The 15,245-nt window shown below is 61.4% G+C and carries 15 protein-coding genes, 1 pseudogene and 1 CRISPR repeat array; of the genes and pseudogenes, 15 read left to right on the forward strand and 1 reads right to left on the reverse strand.

Annotated elements, in window-relative coordinates:
• Positions 1-12: 12 nt before the first annotated feature.
• The 9 genes and pseudogenes from AB1555_02965 to AB1555_03005 all read left to right on the forward strand — a co-directional run bounded on the left by AB1555_02965 (position 13) and on the right by AB1555_03005 (position 8,251).
• Positions 13-1,155, forward strand: coding sequence for a DUF2130 domain-containing protein (locus tag AB1555_02965; GenBank protein MEW6245654.1), 1,143 nt, complete (start codon positions 13-15; stop codon positions 1,153-1,155).
• Positions 1,152-1,397, forward strand: coding sequence for a hypothetical protein (locus AB1555_02970; protein MEW6245655.1), 246 nt, complete (start codon positions 1,152-1,154; stop codon positions 1,395-1,397). Before AB1555_02965 ends, AB1555_02970 begins: the two co-directional genes overlap by 4 nt.
• Positions 1,384-1,572 (forward strand): annotated as a pseudogene (locus AB1555_02975) (nucleotidyl transferase AbiEii/AbiGii toxin family protein). Before AB1555_02970 ends, AB1555_02975 begins: the two are co-directional and overlap by 14 nt.
• 106 nt (positions 1,573-1,678) lie before the next feature.
• Positions 1,679-2,029, forward strand: a complete 351-nt coding sequence (locus AB1555_02980; GenBank protein MEW6245656.1) for a nucleotidyl transferase AbiEii/AbiGii toxin family protein — start codon at positions 1,679-1,681, stop codon at positions 2,027-2,029.
• A gap of 239 nt (positions 2,030-2,268) precedes the next feature.
• Positions 2,269-2,379 carry a type II toxin-antitoxin system HicA family toxin gene (locus AB1555_02985; GenBank protein ID MEW6245657.1) on the forward strand — a complete coding sequence of 37 codons (111 nt, stop codon included), beginning with the start codon at positions 2,269-2,271 and terminating at the stop codon, positions 2,377-2,379.
• A 78-nt stretch (positions 2,380-2,457) separates the two neighbouring features.
• A complete protein-coding gene (locus AB1555_02990) occupies positions 2,458-2,679 on the forward strand; it encodes a type II toxin-antitoxin system HicB family antitoxin (protein ID MEW6245658.1) in 222 nt (73 codons plus the stop codon).
• Between the two features lie 109 nt (positions 2,680-2,788).
• The gene (locus AB1555_02995; GenBank protein MEW6245659.1) at positions 2,789-3,961 is read left to right on the forward strand and encodes an RAMP superfamily CRISPR-associated protein; all 1,173 of its coding nucleotides are present in this window, start codon (positions 2,789-2,791) and stop codon (positions 3,959-3,961) included.
• Positions 3,962-3,964: 3 nt separating this feature from the next.
• Entirely contained in the window at positions 3,965-7,048 is a 3,084-nt protein-coding gene (gene cas10, locus AB1555_03000) for a type III-B CRISPR-associated protein Cas10/Cmr2 (GenBank protein MEW6245660.1), read from the forward strand.
• 18 nt (positions 7,049-7,066) lie between these two features.
• Entirely contained in the window at positions 7,067-8,251 is a 1,185-nt protein-coding gene (locus AB1555_03005) for a type III-B CRISPR module-associated Cmr3 family protein (GenBank protein ID MEW6245661.1), read from the forward strand.
• Positions 8,252-8,384: 133 nt separating this feature from the next.
• Here the strand turns inward: AB1555_03005 and AB1555_03010 are convergent, their stop codons facing one another.
• Positions 8,385-8,636, reverse strand: coding sequence for a type II toxin-antitoxin system prevent-host-death family antitoxin (locus tag AB1555_03010; GenBank protein MEW6245662.1), 252 nt, complete (start codon positions 8,634-8,636; stop codon positions 8,385-8,387).
• 47 nt (positions 8,637-8,683) lie between these two features.
• On the opposite strand from AB1555_03010, the gene cmr4 reads away from it, so the two are divergent.
• Genes cmr4 through AB1555_03040 form a run of 6 tightly spaced genes read left to right on the forward strand, consistent with a single transcriptional unit; the run spans position 8,684 to position 13,386 of the window.
• Entirely contained in the window at positions 8,684-9,646 is a 963-nt protein-coding gene (gene cmr4, locus AB1555_03015; protein MEW6245663.1) for a type III-B CRISPR module RAMP protein Cmr4, read from the forward strand.
• Positions 9,647-10,039, forward strand: coding sequence for a type III-B CRISPR module-associated protein Cmr5 (cmr5, locus tag AB1555_03020; protein ID MEW6245664.1), 393 nt, complete (start codon positions 9,647-9,649; stop codon positions 10,037-10,039).
• A gap of 1 nt (position 10,040) precedes the next feature.
• The gene (gene cmr6, locus AB1555_03025) at positions 10,041-11,429 is read left to right on the forward strand and encodes a type III-B CRISPR module RAMP protein Cmr6 (GenBank protein ID MEW6245665.1); all 1,389 of its coding nucleotides are present in this window, start codon (positions 10,041-10,043) and stop codon (positions 11,427-11,429) included.
• A gap of 39 nt (positions 11,430-11,468) precedes the next feature.
• Positions 11,469-11,738, forward strand: a complete 270-nt coding sequence (locus AB1555_03030; protein ID MEW6245666.1) for a type II toxin-antitoxin system prevent-host-death family antitoxin — start codon at positions 11,469-11,471, stop codon at positions 11,736-11,738.
• The gene (locus tag AB1555_03035; GenBank protein MEW6245667.1) at positions 11,735-12,169 is read left to right on the forward strand and encodes a type II toxin-antitoxin system VapC family toxin; all 435 of its coding nucleotides are present in this window, start codon (positions 11,735-11,737) and stop codon (positions 12,167-12,169) included. The genes AB1555_03030 and AB1555_03035 overlap by 4 nt, the downstream gene beginning before the upstream one ends.
• A gap of 50 nt (positions 12,170-12,219) precedes the next feature.
• Positions 12,220-13,386: a DUF1887 family CARF protein gene (locus AB1555_03040; GenBank protein ID MEW6245668.1), complete on the forward strand. Its 1,167-nt coding sequence runs from the start codon at positions 12,220-12,222 to the stop codon at positions 13,384-13,386.
• A 98-nt stretch (positions 13,387-13,484) separates the two neighbouring features.
• Positions 13,485-15,010: direct repeats of the CRISPR family, unit length 36 nt; unit sequence GATGGGATTCCGACCTGAAGAAAAAGGGATTAAGAC.
• Positions 15,011-15,245 lie beyond the last annotated feature (235 nt).

Here is a 15,245-nt window from a genome sequence, read left to right on the forward strand (position 1 = left end):
AAAGGAATCGCCATGACGCCGAGCCAAATCACCTGTCCGAAGTGCGGAGAGCCGATTGCGCTCTCGGACGCGCTGCTCGCGCAGGTGCGCGCCTCAGTCGAGACCGATCTCAAACAGCGCTATGACGCGCAGCTCCTGGCCGCCGTGCGGCAAGCGGAGACCCGCGCGAGGGAGCAGGGCGAGCAAGACCTCCGCCTGTTGCGCGAGCAATTAGCCGAGCAGCAGCGCAAGACCCGCGAGGCCCAGGAAGCCGAGCTGGCACTGCGCAAGGAGAAACTCGCGCTCGAAGAGCGGGCCCGCGAGCTGGACCTGGAAGTGGCACGCCGCGTGGACGCCGAAAAGCAGAAGCTGGAAGAGCAGATCCGCCGGGCGGCGACCGAGGAGCAGGCGCTCAAGCTCAAGGAGAAGGACAAGCAGATCGAGGACCTCAAGGCGCTGCTCGAGGAAGCTCGCCGCAAGAGCGAGCAGGGCTCCCAGGAGCGGCAGGGCGAAGTGTTGGAACTCGACCTGGAAACCGTGCTGGCGCGGACGTTCCCCCAGGACGAGATCCGTCCGGTGTCCAAGGGCATACGCGGTGCGGATGTGATCCAGGAGGTGCGGGATGGGCAACTTCGTCCCTGCGGGACAATCATCTGGGAGGCCAAGAACACCAAGACCTGGAGTCCAGCCTGGCTCACCAAGCTCAAGGATGACCAGCGGGCCGTGGGAGCGAGTGTCGCGGTCCTGGTGTCCGTCACCTTGCCCGACGACGTGCGGACCTTCGGCCTGGTGGACGGCGTGTGGGTGACGAGCCTGGCCTGCTATCTCCCGCTCGCCGCCGCCCTGCGTGAGCAGCTCGTTCGCGTGGCATTCGCCCGCCAAGCCGCCGAGGGCATGCAGGAGAAGATGGCCGCCCTCTACCGGTACCTCTCCGGAGACGAGTTCCGCCACCGTGTGGAGGCGCTGGTCGAGACGTTCAAGGCGATGGAAGACCAATTGGCGAAGGAGCGACGGGCGATGGAGAAACTCTGGAGCGAGCGCGCCAAGCAGATCGAGCGGCTCATGACGAACACCGTGGGGATGTACGGCGCGATCCGTGGCGCCATCGGCAACCAATTACCGGAGATCCCGGCGCTGGACCTCGGCGCTCTGCCGGAACCGGAGGACCCGACATGAGCGATGTGGCGCTGCCTGAGTTTTTGCGGCCGTATTTCTGGGACACAGATTTCGATTGGTTGGATCCCGTCGCACACGAACAGTTCATCGCCGAGCGGCTCATGGAGAAAACCACGCCCGAGACGTTTCAGTGGCTCTTGGCCCATTACCGGCCGGAGCGGCTGCGCGAGATCGCTCACCAGAGCCGACGGTTGCCGGAGCGGGACCGAAATTTCTGGAGGCTGTACCTTGCTGCGGCTTGACGCGCTGACGCCGGACGCGCGCGAGCTGGCGCCGGACCTCTGCGCGAGCTCGGCGGGCACGGACTTCGTCCTCGCCGGCGGCACCGGACTCGCACTGCAACTCGGCCACCGGGTCTCCGTGGATTTCGACTGGTTCTGCCGCTCGGACGCCTTCCCACCCGGACTGCCACAGAGACTCAGCGAGCTCGGGCGACCGATGACGATGATCCAAGAGCGGACCGAGACCGTCGAATGTCTGGTCGGGACCGTGCGGTGCACCTTCCTCGCCTTCCGCCCGGCCTTTGGTCCTCCCACGGACCGTTTGCAGTGGTCGCCCGCTGGCACCGATCGGGGAAATTGGCGCGAGGAAGCTCATCACAGTGAGCCAACACAGCGCCAAGAAGGATTTCTACGACCTGTATACGATCCTGCAAGAACGGCTGCTGCGCCGGATCGTCGAACGGCTCCGGGCGATGTACACCGATCCGCGGCCCAACCCGGCCCATATCGCCAAGTCCCTGGCGTATTTCGACGATGCCGCAAGGGACCCGGAGCCGCGCCTCCTTTCGGCTCCGGCGCGGGACACGGTCGTCCGGTTCTTCATGGACCAGGTGAAAGAACATACCGCCATTCTGCTGGAGGGGCTTGGCTGACGGCCTCAGATGTTCCCCCCTCGCCCCTTCCGGGGGGAGAGGCGAAGGTGAGGGGGAACGTTGCGAAGCCGCGCGTTGCGCGACAGGAGCACACCATGACGACACTTGAGTACACCGTCCGGTTTCTCACCCCGGCGTTTGTCGGGGACGCCGACGAGTTCGCCGGGGCGTGAATGAACCGCAAGAAGTTACTCAAGCGACTGGCCCAGGGAGCGGTCCACAATGTCGCCTTCGCGGACATGGTGAAACTCATCGAGGGATTTCAGTTCAGACTCGCGCGGGTGAGCGGGAGTCATCACATCTTCGCGCATCCGGCAACTCGCCGAGTTGGTCAATCTTCAGGAGGTTGACGGAGAAGCCAAGCCCTACCAGATCCGCCAATTCTTGCGACTAGTGGAACGATACAATCTCCGGCTGGAGGACGAACCATGAGCGATTACCACATCAACATTTTTTTCAGCGAGGAGGACGGCGGGTACATCGCGGACATTCCGGACCTGGAATCCTGCTCGGCCTTCGGCCGTACGCCGGAAGAAGCGCTGGCGCAGGTCGAGCGGGCTAAGGCTGCATGGCTGGAGGCCGCGAAAGCGGCCGGGAAACCGATCCCCGTCCCACGCTATCGCCCGGCCATCTACCAGGCCACTCGGTAGCGCGGATGAGCGATCCGTCTCTTGATTGTTGTCCCTCGCCCCCATCGGGGGAGAGGCGACGGTGAGGGGGAACGTTGCGAAGCAGCGCATCGCGCTGTAGGAGCGCACGATGACGAAGATCGAGTACACCGTCCGGTTCCTCACCCCGGCCTTTCTGGGGAACGCCGAGCAGAGCGGCCAGTGGCGGACGCCGCCGTTCAAGGCGCTGCTGAGGCAATGGTGGCGGGTGGTGTACGCTGCCGAACACAGCTTCAGGGCCAACGCCGCAGAGATGCGACAGGAAGAGGGCAAGCTCTTCGGCCATGCCTGGCTCGACGAGGATCGTGATAGCCATGGGCAAAAGGTCGCAGCGCGCAAGAGTCTCGTGCGCATCCGACTCGATCGATGGGATGAAGGGAAGCTGAAATCTTGGCAGCCGCTGACCACCGTTAAGCACCCCGAGGTTCGGTTCCCTGTAGGCAGCGATCTTTATCTGGGATACGGACCGGTGACGCTACCACGTGGCGCCAATCAGCCGAAGCTCAAGGCCAATGCGGCAATCCAGGCCGATGAATCAGCCACGCTCTCGCTAGCAGTGCCAGAAGAAGAGGCTCCGCGCATCCGGCGCGCCCTCTGGCTCATGGACCGCTACGGCACGTTGGGCGGGAGAAGCCGGAACGGCTGGGGTTCGTTCTCGATGGTCCCTCTCCCCCTGGAAGAGGGGAAGGGTGATGGCAGAGTACCCACGGGCGGGGTACCGCTCCGCGATTGGAACAAGTGCCTCGACCGCGACTGGCCCCATGCGATCGGTAAGGACGACCGTGGTCCTCTGATCTGGCAGACCGCCAAGGCCTATGAAGACTGGAAGACCCTCATGCGCGACCTCGCAATCATCAAGATCGGGCTGCGGACGCAGTTTGTATTTCCTAGCGTTCAGCCGCCGCATGCGACCGTGGAGCCCCGCCATTGGTTGTCCTATCCCACCACGACTCACAAGGTCCGTGACTGGCAGAAAAAGAAACTGCGACTTTCCAACAGCCTGCGCTTCAAGGTGCGCCCTGACGAAGGAAGTCCCAAGAAACTGCGCGGGGTGATTTTTCACGTGCCTTGCCTGCCGCCGCCGGAGTTCAATCCGAACCCGAATCGGTACGCGATCGAGGCCACCTGGCAAACTGTTCATGCCCTGCTTGATGAGCTGTGCAAGCCAGGCGGCCGGACGTACGGCATGATTTCCCATCAGGACCGACGGAGTAAGCTGAAGCCGGATCTGGATAAAGTCACGCTCGAACGGGTCAAGGAGTAGCACATGAGCAACGATCTTGTCTGGCAAACCAAACTCCATGCCCGGCTCCACGACCCGGCCGAAAAGGCGCTGGTGCTTCTGCGCGATCCGGCAGGTCACGAGGGCGGAACGAGCCGGGCACTACATCGGGACTTGGGCTTCCACACGTTGCCCGTAAAGGACTGGCTCGACCCTGATAATGCCCAAGTGCTCGATACGGTTCTCTTCAAGAAGGGCATCCCGATCACGATGTACAAAACCGTCAAGCGCGCTGACTGGTGGGCAGCGGGTGCCGATCGCCCGCAGTGGCCGGTCGAGGCGATAACAGCGCAGACGGGCAACGGCGAGATAGTCCAGGTGAAAGACTGGGCTCGTGTACGCTGGACCGAACGGCCCGTGTTGATCCATCCGCTGACAGGGCAAGAATTTGACCTGGGCGATCTCGGCGAGACCGATATTGGAGACATCAAAACACAGAGTTTCAACCATTTCTCCAGCCTTATCCTTAAAGAGGGGGAACAGGTCGACTGGCAGCGAACCCTCCTCGCCTTCTGGCGCTTTGGGCCTGAGTTGCGGGAGGATGAAGCTGGTGGAAAGCTCGGCCATCTCTGGCCGCTGCTCCCTGCCGATACACGGGTGCCGGATCACTCGATCTGGGATCACTTGGACCTGACATCAGCCTTCGCTGGGGCCTTTGCAGCCGATCCTCAAGGCGAGGCGGCCCTGTTAACGCTCTCTATCGGCCCGGTGCAGTCCTTTATTGCCGCGGCACGTTCCACGTCCGACCTCTGGGCCGGATCTCACCTGCTTTCACGCTTGTCGTGGGAAGCGATGAAGGTCGTCTGTGAGCGGCTTGGGCCTGATGCGATTGTGTTTCCACGACTACGCGGCGTTCCACAGGTGGATGTGTGGTTGCGAGATGAGATGTGCCTGCCGGCCCAGTGGTTCGACGGCAGTCAATGGGCAAAGAGGATGACCGACGCCAATCCCTTGTTCGCCGCGGCGCTCCCCAATCGCTTCGTCGCGGTGGTGCCGGCTTCGGAGGCTCAAGATATTGCTCACTCGGTGATGACCAAGGTCCGCACCTGGATCCAAGAGCTTGGGAAAAAAGTTGTGGATCGCCTGCTAAGAACAGCAGGGTTAACTGACGACACGGAAAAGCACTGCCATGTGCAGATGCGGGATCAGCTTAGAGGCTTTCCCGAGGTCCATTGGGCGGTCGTTCCGTTTTCACTGATTCGCTCAAACAGCCAGGACAAGCAAACCGGTCTCGACGTCACGCGGTTGTCCGAGGCGATGGCGCCCTTCTTCGGGGTGGCGGCAGGGCAAGCCTGCGGTTTTCTTGCGACCGCAGCATGGCAGGTGTTGCAGAAGGAGGCGAAGTTCGCTGATGGGATCACCTTCTTCTCCCCCAAGCCTGGCGTATTCTATCCGGCGGTGTACGACCTGGCCGAACGCGTGCTGGCTTCGGCGAAGAGTGCCCGGCCGTTCGACCAACAGAAACAGATGGGCTGGCGTGATTCATTGACCGGCGAGAACGAATGGCTTACGGACGACCCTGATCTTTTGACCGTGCAGGCTGGCAAGCGAAAGAGTCCGAGGGATAAAAGTTTCAAACCGGGCGAGCACGTCGAAACGCTATGGGCGAAAATTGCCGACGAGAAACCCGCATGGGCGAAGAAGGGCGAGCATTTGGGAGGCTTGTCGGCCATCAAGCGGCTGTGGCCCACCCTGTTTGCAGAGGAGGTGGCGCAAGTCACCGGTCAACAAGCGGGTCAGGTACCGCGCTTTGTCGTCTCCACCCATACCATGGCGCTGGCGCACCAGCTCGATGAGTGGCTCGATGCCGGCGCGCCGATGAGTGCAGAGCTTCGAGATCGGCTCACAGGACTCGATCCGGTCCCCTTGCCCCGAAAGCTTGCTGGGAAGCACAGCAGGCGAGACAGCTTTGAATTCGCCAAACAGTTGCCTGCCTTGCTTGATGCAGCGCGTGAAGACGGAAACGAACACGAGCTGCGTCAAGTGGTGTCCCTTATCAAAAAGGCGTTCGCTCAGGCGGATGGCGCTCAAGAGTTGCCAGGTCTCGAAACGTACTATGCCCTCCTGCTGATGGATGGCGATCACATGGGCCGCATCCTTTCCGGCGACCCCTCCTATGCCATTTCTTATTTTGAAAGTTTCCATCCCACCGTCCGTCAGGGGTTCGAGGAGCGAGCGCTTCACAACAATGGGCTCAAAGCGTACGGCTCGCAACAGCGAGCCTTGTCCCCCAACCGCCATCTGGCCGTTTCCGGTGCCCTGAACGACTTTGCCTTGCATGTGGTCCCAGAGATCATCGAGAACGAACATCTAGGCCGTGTGCTCTATGCCGGGGGCGACGATGTGTTGGCGATGCTCCCCGTAGCCGATGTGCTGTCGGCCATGCGGCGATTACGTTGTGCCTATAGCGGAGACGACCCTTCACAGGCTCATGTGGACTGGAGGGACGTGCGCCGCCACTCCAAAGAGCGAACGCTGGTGTGCAAGAAGGGATACGCTTATGTCGATGGACGGCTCATGCGGATGATGGGCACCAAGGCCACGGCCTCCTGTGGCGCGGTCATCGCCCATCATCAGGCGCCGTTAGCCATGGTGCTGCGCGAGCTGCGACTGGCCGAGAAGCGGGCCAAAACGGAAGGGGGGCGTGATGCCTTTTCCATCACCGTCATCAAACGATCCGGCGGACTGCTTGAATTCACCGCCAAGTGGGGCGAACCGCTCAACGTGCTGTTGGAGCTGCGCGACTTTCTGGCCGATCCGGCGGTCTCGCGCCGCGCGGTGTACAACAGCCTCCTGTGGGTGACGGATCTCCCACCCAACGCTTCGCAAGACATGGTAGGGAACCTGCTCGCGTACCAATTCCGGCGGCAGACCTCCAGCGATCAGGCGTGGACCAGGCACGAGGGCGACAAGCTCTCGAACCGGATCGCGGCGCTGGCCTGCACCGTCACTGAAAAAGAACGGTTCGAGTGGCTCTCGCGCCTGCTGGGGGTGGCGGAGTTTCTCGCACGCGAAGCACGAGTAGGAACGGATGTGGGAGAAGCGGTGCCGGCGGCGACGAGCCGATAAGAGGAGGAACCCGAGTCCATGGTGGCGACTGCAACGCGACAGACCCTGTTCATCGAACCGCTGGATGTGCTGGTCCTGCGCGGCAATAAGCTCTTCGGCGATCCGGGGAGCTTCGGCGATTCGCTCGTGCCGCCTTGGCCCTCGGTGGCAGCGGGGGCGATCCGGTCAGCGCTTTTGGCCCACAAGGGGGTGGACTTTCGGGAATTTGCTGCCGGGCGCGTGTCGGATCCGGAGATCGGAACGCCCCAGCAACCTGGTCCATTCCGTGTCAGGGACTTCCGACTCGCGCGCCGGTTCACCGATGGACGGATCGAGCCGCTCTACGCCCCGCCGGCGGATCTCGTCATCCGGCGTAAAGGTGACGGGACGCTCGAATGTGCGCGGACGACACCTAGAGCCTTGCCGGCCGGGATTCACTCCTCCGCCATGACCCGGCTGCTTGCTGTCCTGCCTGAGCAGGAGCGCAGCAAGCCAGAAAGCGGCTATTGGCTCACGCACGAAGGATGGGTGGCCTATCTGAAGGGGCTGGATCTCGATCCCGACACCATGTTGGTCAAAAGTGCCGATCTGTGGAAGCTCGAGACTCGCGTCGGTGTCGGGCTCGATCCAGAGAAGCGGAGCGCAGCCGAAGGCAAGCTCTTCACCCTGCAAGCCGTCGCGATGCACACGCGCCACCATGCGCATGGCAAGGACTATGACGTGGGGTTTCTTGCCGACATTGAGGGCGCGACCGTTCCGTCTGAATTGATGTTACGGTTCGGCGGAGATGGGCACGCAGCCCGAGCGAGTCTGGTGGCTGACGTGCCGAGCGAGCCGGATCTGACCGAGCAGATTATCGAGGCCCGCCGGTGCCGCCTTATCCTCACTAGCCCGGGCCTTTTTCCCGGCGGCTGGCTACCCACAGGCATGAGCGACCATGGCGCGGGCATGATCCGCTTCGACCTGCATGGCGTCGAGGCCCGGCTCGCCTGCGCCGCCGTCCCCCGCGCGGAAGTGATCTCCGGATGGGATCTGGCCAAGTGGCATCCGAAGCCCGCCCAGCGGGTGGTGCCGGTGGGATCAGTTTATTGGTTCGAAGAGGTCGAGGCCACGGCACAGCAGCTTCGAGACCTTGTGAGTGTTGGACTCTGGACGAACCCGCCGGAAGATGCCGCACGGCGCGCCGAGGGTTTCAACCGGTTTGCCTGGGGTCTGTGGCCATGAGGCTGTCACCACAACGACGCCGCGCTGACATACACCATATTGGCCGGATCCTGAATAGCGTCTCGGGACGAGGAAGACAATGCCGGGTCGTCTGTGAGGAGCCAAAGAAAGGTGCAGGTATCCAGCAGAAGGTTCACAGACCTTGCCCCTCGAATGAGGCGATGATCCCCTCTGGCAGCGGTGCAAAGAAGCTAGGGAGAATCGAGATAGTCCCCTTCGCCAATCCGATCGGGCGTCGTTCAGCCAAGCCGGAAGGACGAACCGGCTTCAACTCGGCCACCGGTTTGTTGCGGCGGCAGATGATGACGGTTTCCCCGGTCTCGACACGATCGAGCAGCTCGGAGAGATGGGCCTTCGCCTCATAGAGGTTGACGGTATGAGTCATGGTCAGAGCATAGGTTAAGCACCGGGTCAAGTCAAGGAGAGCGGACGATGTTTGAAAAACGAGCCATTCTGTTTCTCTACGCTGTGAGCCCCGTCCACATGGGTGCGGGTCAAGCGATCGGGGTCATCGACAATCCCATCCAACGCGAGCGGCACACCGGGCATCCGTGCTTTGCCGGGAGCGGCATCAAGGGGGCCGTGCGGCATGGGTTCGAGGTCTTGGCCAATGGGAAGGTGCAGGATCGCCCGCGGAACGAACTCATTACGGTGTTGTTTGGCCCGGATGCTGGAGACAGCAACCTGCACGCCGGGGCCGTCAGCTTCGGCGATGCGCAACTCGTGGTCTTTCCCGTGCGGAGCCTCAAGGGCGGCTATGTCTATGCCACCTGCCCGCAGGCCCTAGCACGCGCCCGACGCCTCATGGAAGCCGTCGGCCTCGGGGTCAACTGGCCAGCGATCCTGCCAGTCAATGAGGGTGAGTGCCTCGTCGCGAATCCCTCGTTGCTTTCTCGGCGACAGATTAACGGCCAGCCGGCCGACGTGCTGCACCTGGAGGCGTTCGAGTATACCGCGAAGGACAAGCAGAACGAGGCGATCAAGAAGATCGCCCATGACTTGGCCGCTCGGGCCATCCCAACGGGTGACGCCTATACCTTCTTCCGCGACAAGCTGAAGACCGACCTGGTGGTGCTGTCCGATACCGATTTCGGGTACTTTGCTCAGCATGCCACCCTCGTCGAACCGCATGTGCGGATCAAGCCCGACACCGGGACAGCCGACAGTGGCGGCCTGTTTTATACCGAAAATCTGCCGCCCGAGTCGCTCCTCATCGCGCCGGTCCTCGCCAGTCAAGTGCGCAATGGCACCAAGAAGGGGGAGACGGATTTTATGGATGCGGCGAACGTGATGTTGAAGCTCACCACTGTGATCAATGGACAGCTCTTACAAATCGGCGGCGACGCCACCACCGGCCGTGGGCTCGTGGTGACCCGCATTGTGGAGGGAAGGTAGATGGCCTCTGGAACCGAAACGAAACAGCCAGCCCGGCTCACCCTGGAGCAGCAGCGCGCGCAGGACGCGTGGCGATGTGCGGGTCAATACAAAAATGACAAAGAGCCTGTGATTGTGGCGAAGAGCCTGCCGGCCTTGATCATGAACAGCGGCCTGATGCAGGTGTTGGCATTCTGCCACGAAAAGGGTGGCGCCTACGAAGTGGTCGCCCAACAACTCCGTGCATGGCTCAACAAGCAGGTCAACGGTGTGGATCGAGATCCTGGCTTTGAGATCTTCATGCAAGACCTCATGAACGCACCCCCCCGTCACTATCAAGCGATCACCGCCGAGGCGTTCGCCTGGCTCAAGTGGTTGCGGCAGATGGCCTCTGCGCGGAAAGGAAGTGACTGATATGCCGATCGCTGCGGTGCCCTCGTATCTAGGCAACGACTTCACGGAGGCCTCGCCAGCCTTACGCTTTGGTTTGCTGTTGCCGATCTGGACAACCAGGTCTGATCAGGAAAAGGAGGTCCGGAAGCGTGCACAGGCAAGAAGTCCTGAGGGGCGGACAATAGCGGACTTGCTGAACCGGCAAGGCATGGATGGGACTATTCATGCGCTTCGTGAGAGACAGCGAAATCCTCTCCCGGGCCTGTGGGCCAAGAACGACTTTGCTGCCCGAGAAGCCTGGGCCAAGGTCAAGAGCTTCACCAAGGCGGACAATGATCGGATGAACGCTCTCTCGAAACGGCAGGACATGCTCTCGCATACGATACCGAATCTTTTCCGTCTCAGCGGCGAAGCGATCTCCCCCTTCACCACCGGCTTGGGGAACGAACATCCGCTTGAAAACGGATTTGCTTTCCTGAATCCCTACGGCCTGCCCTATCTCCCGGGCAGCGGGGTGAAGGGCGTTTTGCGACAGGCCGCGCGAGAATTAGCGAGTGGACAGTGGGGTGACACGCAAGGCTGGAGTGAGCACAAGGGGTATCGCATCAACGTGGGCACACACCGAGAGCCGCACTGGCTGGAACTCTCCATGCTCGATGTTTTGTTCGGCCGCGAGACGCCTTCTGGCGACGCCGATCATGTTCGCGGCGCCCTCTCGTTCTGGGACGTGATCCCGCAGATCCAGGGCGACAGCCTCCTGGTCGAGATCATGACGCCACATCAGACCCACTATTATCAGCAAAGCGCGCAGGCCGGCAGCAGGACCCCCCACGACTCTGGTCAACCTAACCCTATCAGCTTCCTCACCGTCCCGCCCGGGTCCACTTTCACGTTCCACGTGGTCTGCGATGTGGCCCACCTGAGGAGGGTCACCAAGGAGAAGGCACCGACCGCGCCCGACCTGCTTGCCGAGGGCGAGAGTCACTGGACAACGCTGCTCAGGGCCGCATTCCGGCACGCCTTCCACTGGCTGGGCTTCGGTGCCAAGACAGCAGTGGGCTACGGGGCGATGAAGGAGCCAGCGGCACCATCAAATGCTGACAAGCCAGGACGAGTAGCGGTGCCTACCCCCCGCTCTCGCTGGGTGGATGACAAACTCAGAGAGTTATGCAGCAAGCCCGGCATCAAGCCCGACGACGCCCTTCGTGGATCAGCCCTCGCCGAAGCCGTACGGGCGATCGAAGATCCCGCGTTGCGCGCTCAAGCGCTGGACGATATTGTTGCGCGGTGGAAGGAGAAAGGCTGGTGGGACACCCCCACCGGCGGAGCTGCGAAAAAAGCCAAGGCGATCTACGAGGAATTGGTCGGCCGGGGACCGACTGCGGAGCGAGGCCCGGTGATTGACTTGTAGCCACAAAGCGACCACAATGACGCCACAAGGGAGGGAACCATGGCACAAGTCGGTGTGCGGGAATTACGAGACCACCTCAGTTGGTACCTCAAGAAAGTGCGGGCGGGAGAGGAATTGGAGGTCGCGGACCGAGGGCGGGTGATTGCCCGAGTCGTGCCGGCCGGATATCGGCGGGTGCCGGCCGGGGTCGGAGCTCTCGTGCGCGAAGGCCTGGCCACCTGGAGCGGCGGCAAGCCCCGTGGGGCAAAGCGGCCGCTCGTGCTGCCCGGCCGGTCGGTGTCGGATCTGGTCGTCGCGGATCGCCGATGATCCTCTATTGCGACACCAGCGCACTGGTCAAGCTCTATGTGGAAGAAGCCGGCTCGTCATGGGTGCGGCACTGGGTGAATGCCTCCGAAGTGGTGGGGATTGCCGCCATCGGGTATGTGGAGGCCAAAGCCGCCTTCGCGCGGGCTGTTCACGGCGGCCGGGTGGTTCGTCGGCGGCATCGAGCCATCGCGGCAGATTTCGAACAAGATTGGCACCGGTATCTCGTGCTGGACATGAGCGAGCAGATGATCCGGCATGCCGGTCGGCTAGCCGAAGTGCATCGGCTGCGTGCGTATGATGCGGTTCACTTGGCTGCAGCGCTGCAAATTCGGGCTCGCACCTCCGAGGAGCTCACCTTCCTCGGATTCGACGAGGAGCTTAACCGGGCCGCCAGGGCGGAAGGCCTGGCGCTGGTACCGCCTCCGCCCTGAACAGGTCGGCGCATGGCCGGTGGAGGCGTGCAATCCCTTGAAGTCCTGCCATGCTCATCCACGTCGCCATCGTGTCGGACCAGTTGCTGCCGACGGTGATTCCCTGCCTCATGCACCGGCCGGACCGGGTGGTGCTGGTGGCCTCGCAACCTATGGCGGCAAAGGCAGATCGGCTGCGTCGCCTGCTTGAGCAAGCGGGGAGCCAGGTGGCGATTCGAGACAAGGCGCCGGATGCGGGATTGGACCGCATCCGTGCCTATGCGGCGAAGCTGGCGGACGAACTTGTCGCAAAGGTATCTGGTACGGAGGTGGTCTTCAATGCGACCGGCGGCAATAAACTGATGACCTTGGGCTTTGTCGAAGTCTTTCGCGAGCGGGCCGACCGGATCATCTATACCGACACAGCTCATGGGCGGATCGAGGTGATCTACGATCGGCACACCATGAGGCCGCAGCCGGAACCGATGCCGGACGTGCTGGATGTGCCGCGCTATTTGGCTGTCCAGGGGTTTCGGTACCAGACGAGTGTCGGCGATGACCCGGCCTGGCTGGCGCGGATTGACGCACGACGGGAGGTGGCCGCCGTACTCGCTCGTGAAGCCGTACGCCGCAGTGGACTCATCGGGTTCATCAATGGGCTGGCCCATCGGGCCGTGGACAAACAGGGGCGCGAGCTGGTGCAGCCGGTGCACCGGCTCGAGCACGCGTGGCATGGGAAGTGGCGACGGCTCTTCGACCAGTTCGCGCACGCGGGGCTGCTCACGCCCGAAGGGACCGGCGTGGTGCGCTTCAACGACCTGGACGCTGCCCGGTTTCTCGGCGGAGGATGGTTGGAGGAATACGCCTTCGTGGTGGCACGCGAGGCTGGCCTCTGCGACGTGCGGATGGGCGTGAGGGGGCTGTGGGAGGGCGCGGAATCGGCCCGCAACGAGTTCGATGTCCTGGCCTGCCACCGTAACCGGCTGTTGTTCATCGAATGCAAGACCCTGCGGTTCAAGGGCGATGAGAACGACAACGACCTCGCCTACAAGGTAACAAGCTTGGGTGACGATGCTCGGGGGTTGCTCGGAGACACCTGGGTGCTGGCCGCCCAGGAGCCGACGCCGGTGTTGCGCGATCGGGCTAAGCAGGCAGGTTTTCAGCTCATCGGTCCAACGCAGTTGGGCAACGTGAAGGGCTGGCTCAGCTTGTGGAAACAAGGGCGGTCTCCAGGCTGAAGGGGGGTGAACAAGACTTGTTCCAGAGACATGACGGCAAATCTTGCGCAAGCGATCTCCGAAGTTATGGAAGTTGCGAGGCTTTGTAATGGGGGGCGGATGGGATTCCGACCTGAAGAAAAAGGGATTAAGACAGGAACTCATCGTAGGGCTTCTTCGCTTGTTCCCGGATGGGATTCCGACCTGAAGAAAAAGGGATTAAGACCATTGCGACAGCGAAATCGCGTGCGGCGCGCTGCTTCGGATGGGATTCCGACCTGAAGAAAAAGGGATTAAGACCGGCGAGGAACTCATCGTAGGGCTTCTTCGCTGATGGGATTCCGACCTGAAGAAAAAGGGATTAAGACCCCCACCCCGAACACCTGATGATTGAAGATGCGCCGGATGGGATTCCGACCTGAAGAAAAAGGGATTAAGACACGTAGGATTGAGATAGATTGTCATAGCCCCCTCCTGATGGGATTCCGACCTGAAGAAAAAGGGATTAAGACGCATACAACCTCTCTAGTAGCTTTTGGGCCTTGAGATGGGATTCCGACCTGAAGAAAAAGGGATTAAGACAGCGGTCCGGCAGGAAGGCGTGGCGCAGCGCGGATGGGATTCCGACCTGAAGAAAAAGGGATTAAGACCTGCCAGACGCGATTGAGTTCCTTCCGGTGGCCCGGATGGGATTCCGACCTGAAGAAAAAGGGATTAAGACGGGGTTCCTGTCGGGAACCCATCTTTCTTGACCGGATGGGATTCCGACCTGAAGAAAAAGGGATTAAGACCAAGGGGTTGCGTACCCCTTGGCCCTTCGGTCAGATGGGATTCCGACCTGAAGAAAAAGGGATTAAGACGGTCATGTCGGTCCATTTTTTCGCACTCATACTGTGATGGGATTCCGACCTGAAGAAAAAGGGATTAAGACAGGGGTTGCGTACCCCTTGGCCCTTCGGTCAAGGGATGGGATTCCGACCTGAAGAAAAAGGGATTAAGACGGCCTACGGGTCACTCCGTAGGTGACTCCCCCCGCAGCGGATGGGATTCCGACCTGAAGAAAAAGGGATTAAGACCTCGAGGTCGGCAACGGCAGCCCGATTGCCGACCCTAAGGATGGGATTCCGACCTGAAGAAAAAGGGATTAAGACTGCCTGACCGCCAGGACGCCCTCCCCAACGAGGGGGATGGGATTCCGACCTGAAGAAAAAGGGATTAAGACGGCGGCAAGGGGCCAGGTCGGAGATCCTGGAGCGGATGGGATTCCGACCTGAAGAAAAAGGGATTAAGACGCGGGAGAGACACCACCCCCCAGGGCAGCGGCCAGATGGGATTCCGACCTGAAGAAAAAGGGATTAAGACGGTAAGCATGGTCTGTCCCCACTCAATAGGCGATGATGGGATTCCGACCTGAAGAAAAAGGGATTAAGACTCGAGGTCGGCAATCGGGTTGCCGTTGCCGAGATGGGATTCCGACCTGAAGAAAAAGGGATTAAGACTTCCCGTTGCCGACCCTCAAGGTCACGCTCATCTTATTGATGGGATTCCGACCTGAAGAAAAAGGGATTAAGACCCGCTTGCCCGAGGTCAAAGTTATCCCCTGGTAGGGGATGGGATTCCGACCTGAAGAAAAAGGGATTAAGGAGAAGGAAAAGGGGTCGGGAGTCTTTTGTTGTTGTGGGGTCAGAGGCTGGCTTCGGCTACCGCCTGGAAAGATTGTCGTTTTGGGGCTGAGGAGAAGGAAAAGGGGTCGAGGAGAAGGAAAAGGGGTCGGGAGTCTTTTGTTGTTGTGGGGTCAGAGGCTGGCTTCGGCTACCGCCTGGAAAGATTGTCGTTTTGGGGCTGTGAAGTAGAGGGGGTTGCGACCGACGCCACCGTCT

This window comes from Nitrospirota bacterium (genome assembly GCA_040755395.1).
Taxonomy (GTDB): Bacteria; Nitrospirota; Nitrospiria; order Nitrospirales; family Nitrospiraceae; genus DATLZU01.

Bases quoted from the DNA above. Each gene is read 5' to 3' on its own strand.
- AB1555_03005 (MEW6245661.1), top strand. From the start codon at position 7,067: ATGGTGGCGACTGCAACGCGACAGACCCTGTTCATCGAACCGCTGGAT.
- AB1555_03035 (MEW6245667.1), top strand. From the start codon at position 11,735: ATGATCCTCTATTGCGACACCAGCGCACTGGTCAAGCTCTATGTGGAA.
- cmr4 (MEW6245663.1), top strand. From the start codon at position 8,684: ATGTTTGAAAAACGAGCCATTCTGTTTCTCTACGCTGTGAGCCCCGTC.
- cas10 (MEW6245660.1), top strand. From the start codon at position 3,965: ATGAGCAACGATCTTGTCTGGCAAACCAAACTCCATGCCCGGCTCCAC.
- AB1555_02965 (MEW6245654.1), top strand. From the start codon at position 13: ATGACGCCGAGCCAAATCACCTGTCCGAAGTGCGGAGAGCCGATTGCG.
- AB1555_03040 (MEW6245668.1), top strand. From the start codon at position 12,220: ATGCTCATCCACGTCGCCATCGTGTCGGACCAGTTGCTGCCGACGGTG.
- AB1555_03030 (MEW6245666.1), top strand. From the start codon at position 11,469: ATGGCACAAGTCGGTGTGCGGGAATTACGAGACCACCTCAGTTGGTAC.
- cmr6 (MEW6245665.1), top strand. From the start codon at position 10,041: ATGCCGATCGCTGCGGTGCCCTCGTATCTAGGCAACGACTTCACGGAG.
- cmr5 (MEW6245664.1), top strand. From the start codon at position 9,647: ATGGCCTCTGGAACCGAAACGAAACAGCCAGCCCGGCTCACCCTGGAG.
- AB1555_03010 (MEW6245662.1), bottom strand. From the start codon at position 8,636: ATGACTCATACCGTCAACCTCTATGAGGCGAAGGCCCATCTCTCCGAG.
- AB1555_02995 (MEW6245659.1), top strand. From the start codon at position 2,789: ATGACGAAGATCGAGTACACCGTCCGGTTCCTCACCCCGGCCTTTCTG.
- AB1555_02990 (MEW6245658.1), top strand. From the start codon at position 2,458: ATGAGCGATTACCACATCAACATTTTTTTCAGCGAGGAGGACGGCGGG.
- AB1555_02985 (MEW6245657.1), top strand. From the start codon at position 2,269: ATGGTGAAACTCATCGAGGGATTTCAGTTCAGACTCGCGCGGGTGAGC.
- AB1555_02970 (MEW6245655.1), top strand. From the start codon at position 1,152: ATGAGCGATGTGGCGCTGCCTGAGTTTTTGCGGCCGTATTTCTGGGAC.